The sequence below is a fragment of the Pseudomonas sp. NPDC077649 genome (assembly GCF_044542855.1).
Taxonomy (GTDB): domain Bacteria; phylum Pseudomonadota; class Gammaproteobacteria; order Pseudomonadales; family Pseudomonadaceae; genus Aquipseudomonas.
This window is the reverse complement of the sequence record NZ_JBITVF010000014.1, coordinates 22,078-31,852: the sequence shown is the minus strand read 5'-3', so window position 1 is coordinate 31,852 and position 9,775 is coordinate 22,078. Positions and strand designations below refer to the sequence as shown.

The window sequence follows — 9,775 nt, the reverse complement described above, 5'->3', positions numbered from 1 at the left end:
CCGGCACAGCAGCGCTATGCAGCTATCGCCAGTGGAGTTTGAAAAGCGTTATTTCCAGAGCTTGGAGAGTGTCTAGGAAAGCCGGGGCGATTCAGCCAAGCATCACCTGATCCAGTACGTCGAGATGTTCCGCGGCACCATCGACAGTGCGTCTGTGTACCCGCGCGAGGTGGTCAAGGAAGTACTGCGCCTGAATGCAGCTGCAGTGATCTTCTCGCACAACCATCCGAGTGGACACCCGGAGCCGAGCCAGGTGGACAAGGTGATTACGCAGCGCCTGAAAGAAGCCTTGGCGCTCGTCGATGTCCGCTCGCTGGAGCTAAGTCGCCTCAAGAAAATCGCCTCGCCGTCTGCCTTCTTCGCAGGGTAAGTCAGTAAACGACCACCTGATTGCTGGACGCTTTTGCGGGCGACCAAGCCTCCCAGGGCGCCTCAAACCAGTTCGCAAGACTTGAGGCGCTCTCCCACGGAGCCGTCAGCCACTCCTCCAGGGCCACGTGACTGGCCGCCCGGCAGTGTTGCGGCAGGCCGCAACTCTGATAGAAACGGTTGACCACCTCGACCATGGCCTCGCGCTGGTCGTCGACGAGGATAGCGCCATGTACCAACACCACCAGTCGACCGTCCAGGCCGCGTCGGCGCCAGCGCTGGGCCGTGCCCACCAGTTTGCGCTGCGCCAGGGTGATGTTGAAACGCCCGTCGCAGAACGCGCCGGCCACCTCGCCCAGGCCCGACAGCAGCCCGTAGCCGCGCAGCCACTGACGGATCGGCTCGCACAGCCGCAGGTAGGCGGTCTCGATGCGCTCCCGCTCGTCCTCCTGCACCGGCACCACATAGGCCAGGGCCACGTTGAGTACCGCAGACGACTGCGGCACCGGCTCGCCTCCGGTGTCGCGCAGGGCAATCGGCCAGCCGCTGGCGGCGCAGCCGATATCCGCCGCGGTGAAGCCCGGCAGCCGGCTCAACCGGCGTGGCATCACCAGGGCCGAGTCGGTGGGGCGCCAGAGTAGCAGCCCCCACTCGTCCTCGCCGGCGTGCACCCGCTCGAGCAGCTGTCGCTCGGCCTGCAGGCCGGCCTCAACGCTTACACACCAGATCCCGCTCATGACGGCTCGCCCTGCTCGATGCGCCGGCACAGATCGTCGAGGAAGTCGGCGGCAGGCGCACCGTTCACCGCGCGGTGGTCGAAGGTCAGCGACAATCCCATGAAGTCGCGCTCCAGCAGGCTGCCGTCGGCGCCTCGCTGCAGGCGCCGCTGCACCCCGCCCAGGCCGATGATGGCGACCTGCGGCACGTTGAGGATGGGGGTGAAGAAACGCACCCGCGACAGCCCCAGGTTGGTCACCGTCACGGTCGCGCCGGTCAGCTCCCTGACCGAGAGCTTGCCGGCCAGCGCCTTGTCCACCAGGGCCCGGCGCGCCAGAGCCAGGGCCTCGGCATCCAGCTGCTCGGCATCGAACAGTGCGGGAGCGACCAGCAGATCGCCGGGCAGTGGGATCGCCAGGCCCAGGTGCACCGGGCCATGCAGGGTGATCAGGTTGTCCTCCAGGGTGGCGTTGAGCACCGGGTGATCCTTGAGGGTATGGAGAATCTCCAGCAGCAACAGATCCTGCAGCGACACCTGACTGCCCGCCTCCTTCAGCTGTGCGCGCCGCGCCTGCAAGGCAGTCAGCTCGCACTCGGCATGATGGGTGAGCTGCGCGGCGGTCTGCAGGCTCTCGCTCATCTTCGCCGCGATCATCTTGCGCATGCCCTTGAGCGGCAGCGTCTGTGTGCCGGCCGCTGCCGGCGTGTGCATCTGGCCCATGGGCTCACTCCACCACGCCGATGGTCGCGCCCTTGGCGACCACGGCGTCTTCGTCTTCGAGAATCTTCAGCACGCCGGCAGCTGGCGCCTCGATCTCGAACTGGGCCTTCTCCGACATGATCTCGGCCACCAGGTCTCCCTGGCCGACTTCGGCGCCGTCGCCGACCAGCCAGGCGGTGATGACGGCCTCGGCGTCGCCTTCCCAGAGGTCGTGGGGAATCAGAATTGGCTTGGACATGGCTTACTCCTCGTGCTTGAGCTTCTGGTAGGCCGCGATGATCTTCGCGGCGGATGGCAGCGCCCACTGTTCCATGGGCGGGGTGAAGGGAATCGGGATATCCGGGAAGGCCACCCGCTGCGGGCTGGCCTTGAGCATGCCGATGTCGTGCTCGACCACGCTGGCGATGATCTCGCCGCTGACGCCGAAGCTGTGGTAGTCCTCGTCGACCACGATCAGCCGCCCGGTCTTGCGCACCGAAGCGATGACGTGCTCGCGATCCAGCGGCACCAGGCTACGCAAGTCGATGACTTCGGCGCTGACGCCCTGCTGCGCCAGCTGCTGCGCCGCACGCAGGGCGTGATGCACCCCGGCGCCGAGACTGACGATGCTCACATCCGTGCCTTCGCGCACCGTCCTGGCCTTGCCGATCTCCACCAGGTACGGCTCTTCCGGCACCGCCACCGTGGCGCCCTTCTCGGTGCCGAGCCAACCCATGCCCTGCAACGCCTTGTGGAACAGGTAGACCACCGGGTTGTCGTCGCGAATCGCCGCGGTCATCAGGCCCTTGGCGTCATAGGCGTTGCTCGGCACCACCACCTTCATGCCCGGCAGGTGGGCGAAGGTTCCGTACAGGCACTGCGAATGCTGGCCGGCGTCGGAATAGCCGGCGCCGGTGGAGGCCATCAGTACCATGGGCACGCTGACCTTACCGCCGGAGAAGTAGGTGTTCTTCGCCATCAGGTTGTAGATGGCGTCCATGCACACGCCGAAAAAGTCGACGAACATCAGCTCGACGATAGGCCGCATGCCATCGGAGGCCGCCCCTACGGCGGCGCCGATAAAGGCGGTCTCGGAGATCGGCGTGTCGCGGACACGCGCGTTGCCGAACTCCTCATGCAGGCCACGGGTATTGCCGAACACCCCGCCGAGCTGGCCGATATCCTCGCCCATCACGAATACCCGTGGGTTGAGGCGCATTTCCTGGGCCACCGCCTCGGCCATGGCGCGGGCGATGGTGAGTTTGCGTTCTTTCACTTGGCTGCTCATCACTGCGATTCCTGTTCAGACGAAGACGAAGTCGAGGGCTTCTTGCGGCGCCGGGTAGGCACTGTCGCGGGCGAACTGCACCGCGGCGTCGACCCGGCCACGGGCGACTTCCTCGAGGCCGGCCAGGGTCGGCTCATCGGCCACGCCTAGCGCCAGCAAGCGCTGGCGGTAGGCGGGGATCGGGTCCTTGGCCAGCAGGGCCTCCTTCTCGCCGGCCGGGCGATAGGTCTCGCCGTCGCCCATGAAGTGGCCGGCAAGGCGGTGGGTCTCGATCTCGATCAGGCTCGGCCCCTCGCCGGCGCGGGCGCGGCCGATGGCTTCGCCTGCGGCGGCGAAGATGGCGTCGGCATCGTTGCTCGGGACGAACACGCCGGGCATGCCGTAGGCGGCGGCGCGCAGGTAGTTGCGCTCGATGGCGGTCGAGGCGGCCTTGGCCACCGAGATGCCCCAGGCGTTGTCCTCGATGACGAACACCACCGGCAGCTTCCACAGCGCAGCCAGGTTGAGGGTCTCGTGGAAGGCGCCCTGGTTCGCCGCGCCTTCGCCGAGGAAGGCCACGGCCACGCCGGACTTACCCTGCAGCTGGCGCGACAGCGCCGCGCCGACCGCCGGGCCCATGCCCTGGGCGATGATCCCGGAGCAAGAGAAGTTCACTCGCGCGTCGAACAGGTGCATATGGCCGCCCCTGCCTCCCGAGAGGCCGGTGGCCTTGCCGAAGATCTCGGCGACCATCTCGTCCAGATCGACGCCCTTGGCCACGGCGATGTGGTGCGGACGGTGGGTGGCGGTGACGATGTCATCGGCGCCGAGATGGGCGCAGACGCCGACGGCGCAGGGCTCCTGACCGTTGGACAGGTGCATCTCGCCGGGAATCGGGCCGTTGGCCATATTGAAGACCGGCGTCTTGCCCTCCATGTAGATGCGTTCGATGGACTCCTCCAGGTAACGGCTGACGAGCATCTGCTCGAACATCCAGAGGCGCTGGGCATTGCTGGGTGTGGTCATGGGATCGGCTCCTCAGAGGGCGCGCTGGCTGAGCAGCGTGCCGATGTGTTCGGCCTGGCGCAGGGCCAGGGCGACTATGGTCAGGGTCGGGTTCTGCCCGCCGCTGGTGGTGAACTGGCTGCCGTCGGAAACGAACAGGTTGGGGATGTCGTGGCTCTGCCCCCACTTGTTCACCACGCCGTCGGCGGCCTTGGCGCTCATGCGGTTGGTGCCCATGTTGTGGCTGGCCGGGTAGGACGGCAGGCGGATCACCTCGGTGGCGCCGACCGCCTCGTAGCACTTGCGGGTCTGCTCCACGCCGTGGTCGCGCATGGCGTTGTCGAGGGGGTGATCGTCCTTGTGCACCACCGGGATCGGCAGGCCGTACTGGTCCTTCTCGCTGCCGTGCAGGGTGATACGATTGCTCTCCATGGGCAGGTCCTCGCCGCACAGCCAGACGCCGGACATGTGGTCGTAGCGCTCCATGCGCGAGGCGAAGGCGCGGCCCCAGCCCTGCGGCGTCGGGTCGAGGAAGGCGGACATGAACGGCAAACCGAGGGAGAGGATCTCCAGGCGGTAGCCGCCGACGAAGCCGCGCGAGGTGTCGTTGTAGGACTCGTCGGAGATGATCCCGGCGCAGGTGGTGCCGCGGTACATGTGCACCGGCTTGGGCAGCACCGCGTAGATGCCGGCGGTGGTGTGGCACATGTAGTTACGCCCGACCTGGCCGGAGGAGTTGGCCAGGCCGTCCTTGAACAGCGAGGACTCGGAGTTGAGCAGCAGACGCGGCGACTCGATGGAGTTGCCGGCCACGCACACCACCCTAGCCTTCTGCCGCTGCTGGCGGCCCTCGGCGTCGGCGTAGACCACCCCGGTGACCCGCCCGCGGGCATCGTGCTCGATGCGCAGGGCCATGCTCTGCGGACGCACCTCGCAGTTGCCGGTGGCCTCGGCGCGGGGGATGTCGGTGTAGAGGGTCGACCACTTGGCGCCGATGCGGCAGCCCTGCATGCAGAAGCCGATCTGCATGCAGCCGGGGCGGCTGTCGTAGGGCTGGGTGTTGATCGCCATCGGCCCGGACTGGATTTCCTTGTAGCCGATGCGCTGGGCGCCCGCGGCCAGCACCTTGAACGAGTTGTGCCACTGGTGATAGGGCATGCCGGTGCTCGGCCCGGTCACCCCCATGTGCTTCTCGGCCTTGACGTACCAGGGCTCCAGCTCCTCGTAGCTGAGCGGCCAGTCGAGCAGGTTGGCGCCCTTGATGTCGCCGTTCTCGCTGCGCATGCGGAACTCGAAGTCGCGAAAGCGCAGGGCCACGCCGGCCCAGTGCACCGAGCTGCCACCCACCGCCTTGACGATCCAGGCCGGCAGGTTCGGGTGGTTGCGCGCCACATCCCAGCCGCCGGTGGCGATGCGTTTGTCGAGCCAGGAGATCTTGTTGAACATGGCCCACTCGTCGTTCTCGAGGTCGGCCATCTCGTAACGCTTGCCCGCCTCCAGCACCACGCTGCGGATGCCTTGCTTGGCCAGGGCATGGGCCAGCGTGCCGCCGCCGGCGCCCGAGCCGATGATGACGACCACATCGCCGTCGTCCTGGGAGAATTTCGCTGCCATGGGGTTAACCCTCATTGTTGGAATGGATTGCGCCGGCTCAGAGCCAGTCGAGGTCGTTGAAACCGCGCGCGATGTAGCCGCCCTTCTCCACCGACGAGCCCTCGTAGCCGAACAACGAAAAAAGCGTCTTGTTGTCGTAGAGGCCAAACATCAGCGCGCTGCGGGTCTCGCGGAAGAACGGCGTGGTCTCGATCTCGCGCAGTAGGGCAACGCGATCATCCTCACTGGCGACCTCTTCGAATGGCCGGGCGTGGCGGCTGCGCGCGCTGGCCTGCAGGGCCTGCATGCCGTCGCGAACCAGCTGCGGTTGCTTATTCAGCAGTTCGAACAGCGCCTTGGCGTAGGGCGCATCGCCGAGGCGGTCATGGGGATAGATGTCTCGGCCCATGCGCAGCAGCCCGGGCGGCAGTTGCGGCAACAGATCGTCGGCGATGGCGGTAACGGGAATCAGCTGACCGCCGACGGCGGCAGCGCCGATCAGCAGCGCGGACTGGCCCGACAGGTTGAGAAAGCGTCGGCGGCTCAGCGAGCCGGTGCGCGGGGAAGAGTCATGCATGGCAGAGCTCCAGGCTTTTGCCGACACGCCCGCAAGGTGGGAACGGGCGTGACCGCTGTTGTTGTTATTCGTCCGGGCGCCTTTCGGCCCCCTCAATAGCCACGGAGCAGCCAGCGTGCCAATGTCGACTTGAACGCATAACTAACTGATTAATAAGGTTTTTATTTCACGCCCAGGGCCTCCCCTGTAAAGCCCTGGGGTTTACAGCTGTAAGCATCCGTCCGCCGCTTTTACAGCCGTAAAGGCGCACCAACGAAAAAGGGGCCCGCAGGCCCCTCGAAGATGTGCGCCGGTCCGGCTCAGAACACCTGCAGCAGGCGGATGTTCAGCCGGTGCTCCTCGCGAAAGCCGTTCTCCACCGCGAAATCCCGCCCGTAGGTGGCCGCGACCTGGGTCTTGGGCAGGAAGAACCAGGAGAATCCCAGCGACCACTTGCCGGTCTCCTGGCGGTCGTCGAGCCACAGCTCGTCGACCCGGTTCTCGCCTCCGTCGAGCCAGGAAACCCCGGCGCGCAGGTCCAGCGCCTGCGTCAGCTGATAGCGCAAAAAGCCCTGGTACTGGTAGCTGGGCTTCTGCCGCTGGGTCCAGCGCGCACTGCCATGCTGGTTGTTGCGGCCATAGAACATCACGTCGGCGGCCAGATCCAGGGACAGCCGCTCGCTCAGCGGCTCGACGTAGCCGAGCTGCAGGTTCAGCTTCCAGCGGTTCTCGCCGAGGTTGAGCGGCTCGTCGGCGTCGTACTCGCCGAGCGGCAGGAACAGGTAGGGCGTGACGCCCAGGTAGCGGCCGCGCTCGGGCTCATCGATCAGCCACAGCGGCATGGCCAGGATCGGGTCCGCCAGGCCGCTGGTGTCCTCCAGCCCCCGCCGCCCGTCCAGACGGCCGAAGGGCAGCAGCACCTGGGGCGCGACCCGGTAGCCGGCCAGGTCGGTGTAATGCACCAGGCGCAGGATGCCGATCTGCGAGTCGAGTCCCGGCGAGTCCGCTTGGCGCTGACCGGCGCGGTACAGGCGGTCACGCTCCGCCGCCTGCAGGTAGAGCAGGCCCAGGGTGGTGCCCGCGGGCGCGGCGACGTAATCGCCGGCATCCAGGTCCAGCGCGGCGACTGGCGAAGTGGCAGATGCGCCACCGATCAGGAGTACCAGACTCCAGGCGGTGACCCAGGCGCGGTTGTCGAGCGAGAGCGGAGCAAGCGGATTGCTCAGTTGGATAGAAGGCAGCATCGATCATCCTCGTTTTTTGTTGTAGTTCCCCGATGGGGCCGGGGCAACGAGGCGCAGGATGTGTGCCAGGCCCTGCAGCAGGCAGGCAAGCACTTGAATAAAAAGAACTTTATGGACCGATTGAGACTACGACGGGCGCTTCTCGGGCGCCCGCGGCCTTACAGCTGTAAGGCCCGCAGCACCGCCAGACCGCGATCAAAGGGCAGATGACGGCGCGGCGCTAAACTCGTAAGGTGATTGCAACCGTGCCAGCCCGCCCCCGCGTGCTGCAGCCGCACAAGAACAAGATCGTCACGGAGCGCCGGTCCCTCATCCCGGCGTCCGGGAGGCCGCATGAGCACCATCACCACCCCCAGCCTGCATATCGACACCGTGCTGTCCTACGCCAACGAGGGTGCCGGGCACGAGACCATCATCACCCGCTCCTGGCAGCGCTGTATTCAGGACTACGGCCTGGACCCGGCCAAGCCGGCTCCGCCGCGCTTCGTACCACGCCAGGTGCTGCGCGAACACCAGGACCAGGCGGACGAGCTGATCAACGTGGCGCGCGCCGGAGTCGAGCAGCTCTACCGGCACATCGCCGAGCTGGGCTACGTGATCCTGCTCACCGACAACCGCGGCATCACCGTGCAGTTTCTCGGCGACCCGCTGAACGAGGCGGCGCACCGCAAGACCGGCCTGTACCTGGGCGCCGACTGGAGCGAGGACCACGCCGGCACCTGCGCGGTGGGCACCTGCATCAAGGAGCAGCAGCCACTGACCTGCCACCACCACGACCACTTCAGCGCCCACCACATCGCTCTGACCTGCACCGCGGTGCCCATCTTCAATCCGCAGGGGCAGCTGCTGGCGGTGCTGGACATCTCGGCGCTGAACTCGCCGCCGTCGAAGGACTCGCAGCAGTTCGCCCTGCAGCTGGTCAAGCAGTACGCGCGGATGATCGAAGACGCCTACTTCCTGCGCCGCTACCGCGAAGCGCATATCCTCTGCTTCGACCGCTCCCGCGAGTTCGTCCTGATCAATCGCCAGTACCTGCTGGCGCTGGCAGAGGACGGCAGCCTGCTGGCGGCCAACACCGCGGCCCGCGCGCTGCTCGCCGAGTGTGGCCTGGAGCTGCCCGAGCGGCCCTCGCCACGGGCCCGGCGCATCGGTATCGGCGAGTTGTTCGACTGCGAGGCCGAGGACATCTTCAGCATCCCCCACGCCAGCCCCGACCAGGTCCGCGCCTTCCGCACCCACCGGCAGAACGCCCTGTTCTTCGCCGCGCTGATGGAGCCCAGCCGGGCGCCCGCCGCCGCGCCAGCCCAGAGCCCGGATCAGCCGCGCTGCCCGCTGGACGAGCTGGCCGCGGACGACCCGGCCATGCGCAAGATGCTCGGGCGCGCCAAGCGGCTGTGCAGCGAACCGCTGAACGTCCTGCTCAACGGCGAGACCGGCACCGGCAAGGAGCGCCTCGCCCGCGCCCTGCACGACAGCAGCAACCGTCGCAAGGCGCCCTTCGTCGCCATCAACTGCGCGGCGATGCCCGAGTCACTGATCGAGAGCGAACTGTTCGGCTACCAGCCCGGCACCTTCACCGGCGCACGCAGCAAGGGCATGCGCGGGCTGATTCAACATGCAGACGGCGGCACCCTGTTCCTCGACGAGATCGGCGACATGCCCCTGCACCTGCAGACCCGACTACTGCGCGTACTGGCGGAACAGGAGGTCATGCCGCTGGGCGGCGACAAGCCGATCAAGGTCGACATCCGTGTCATCGCCGCCAGCCACCGCGACCTGCGCCAACTGATCGAGGCCGGCACCTTCCGCGAGGATCTCTACTACCGCCTCAACGGCGCGATCCTGCGCCTGCCGCCGCTGCGCGAACGGGCCGACCGCAACTACCTGATCGAACGCATCTTCCGCGAGCTGTGCGAGCAGCGTCAGCGCCCGGCGCGGATCAGGGGCGACGCCATGAGCGCGCTGCTCGGCTACACCTGGCCGGGCAACATCCGCGAGCTGCGCAACGCGCTGCAATACGCGCTGGCCACGGCGGAAACCGAGGAGATCACGGTCAACGACCTGCCCGAGGAATGCCTGCCGAGCGTCAACTCGCGGCAAGCCAAATGCCCACCGGCGCAGCAGGAACAGCGTGGCAGCCACGCCCAGGAGATCGAAGAATGCCTGCGTCGGCAGCGCTGGAACGTCAGCGCGGCGGCGCGCGAGCTGGGCATGTCGCGGCCCACCCTGTACCGCTGGATGAAGCTGCACCACATCGTCCCGCCTAATGCGCAGGACCTCTGAGGCCCGAGCCGGCCCCGGCGGGGCCGGCCTGGCGCAGGCGC

Annotated in this window: 9 protein-coding genes and 1 pseudogene; 2 read left to right on the top strand and 8 right to left on the bottom strand. The window is 67.2% G+C overall.

Annotated features, from left to right (window positions below; genetic code table 11):
- Positions 1 to 94: 94 nt before the first annotated feature.
- Positions 95 to 370, top strand: a pseudogene (locus ACIGFL_RS23965) (JAB domain-containing protein); the annotation flags it as partial.
- Between the two features lies 1 nt (position 371).
- On the opposite strand, the gene ACIGFL_RS23960 reads toward ACIGFL_RS23965, so the two are convergent.
- The 8 genes from ACIGFL_RS23960 to ACIGFL_RS23925 all read right to left on the bottom strand — a co-directional run bounded on the left by ACIGFL_RS23960 (position 372) and on the right by ACIGFL_RS23925 (position 7,451).
- Positions 372 to 1,106 carry a biotin/lipoate A/B protein ligase family protein gene (locus ACIGFL_RS23960; protein ID WP_397498795.1) on the bottom strand — a complete coding sequence of 245 codons (735 nt, stop codon included), beginning with the start codon at positions 1,104 to 1,106 and terminating at the stop codon, positions 372 to 374.
- Complete coding sequence (locus tag ACIGFL_RS23955) at positions 1,103 to 1,807, bottom strand: 2-oxo acid dehydrogenase subunit E2 (protein WP_397498794.1); 705 nt, start codon at positions 1,805 to 1,807, stop codon at positions 1,103 to 1,105. Before ACIGFL_RS23955 ends, ACIGFL_RS23960 begins: the two co-directional genes overlap by 4 nt.
- A gap of 4 nt (positions 1,808 to 1,811) precedes the next feature.
- Positions 1,812 to 2,045 (bottom strand): biotin/lipoyl-containing protein, encoded by a 234-nt coding sequence (locus tag ACIGFL_RS23950; protein WP_183894692.1) that lies wholly within the window; start codon positions 2,043 to 2,045, stop codon positions 1,812 to 1,814.
- A 3-nt stretch (positions 2,046 to 2,048) separates the two neighbouring features.
- On the bottom strand, positions 2,049 to 3,074 hold the full coding sequence (locus ACIGFL_RS23945; RefSeq protein WP_397498793.1) for an alpha-ketoacid dehydrogenase subunit beta: 1,026 nt from the start codon (positions 3,072 to 3,074) through the stop codon (positions 2,049 to 2,051).
- A gap of 15 nt (positions 3,075 to 3,089) precedes the next feature.
- Positions 3,090 to 4,079, bottom strand: coding sequence for a thiamine pyrophosphate-dependent dehydrogenase E1 component subunit alpha (locus ACIGFL_RS23940; protein WP_397498792.1), 990 nt, complete (start codon positions 4,077 to 4,079; stop codon positions 3,090 to 3,092).
- 12 nt (positions 4,080 to 4,091) lie between these two features.
- Entirely contained in the window at positions 4,092 to 5,672 is a 1,581-nt protein-coding gene (locus ACIGFL_RS23935) for a GMC family oxidoreductase (RefSeq protein WP_397498791.1), read from the bottom strand.
- Between the two features lie 37 nt (positions 5,673 to 5,709).
- A complete protein-coding gene (locus tag ACIGFL_RS23930) occupies positions 5,710 to 6,228 on the bottom strand; it encodes a transcriptional initiation protein Tat (RefSeq protein WP_397498790.1) in 519 nt (172 codons plus the stop codon).
- Between the two features lie 299 nt (positions 6,229 to 6,527).
- The gene (locus ACIGFL_RS23925) at positions 6,528 to 7,451 is read right to left on the bottom strand and encodes a transporter (protein ID WP_397498789.1); all 924 of its coding nucleotides are present in this window, start codon (positions 7,449 to 7,451) and stop codon (positions 6,528 to 6,530) included.
- Between the two features lie 333 nt (positions 7,452 to 7,784).
- On the opposite strand from ACIGFL_RS23925, the gene ACIGFL_RS23920 reads away from it, so the two are divergent.
- On the top strand, positions 7,785 to 9,734 hold the full coding sequence (locus ACIGFL_RS23920) for a sigma-54-dependent Fis family transcriptional regulator (protein WP_397498788.1): 1,950 nt from the start codon (positions 7,785 to 7,787) through the stop codon (positions 9,732 to 9,734).
- Positions 9,735 to 9,775: the final 41 nt, after the last annotated feature.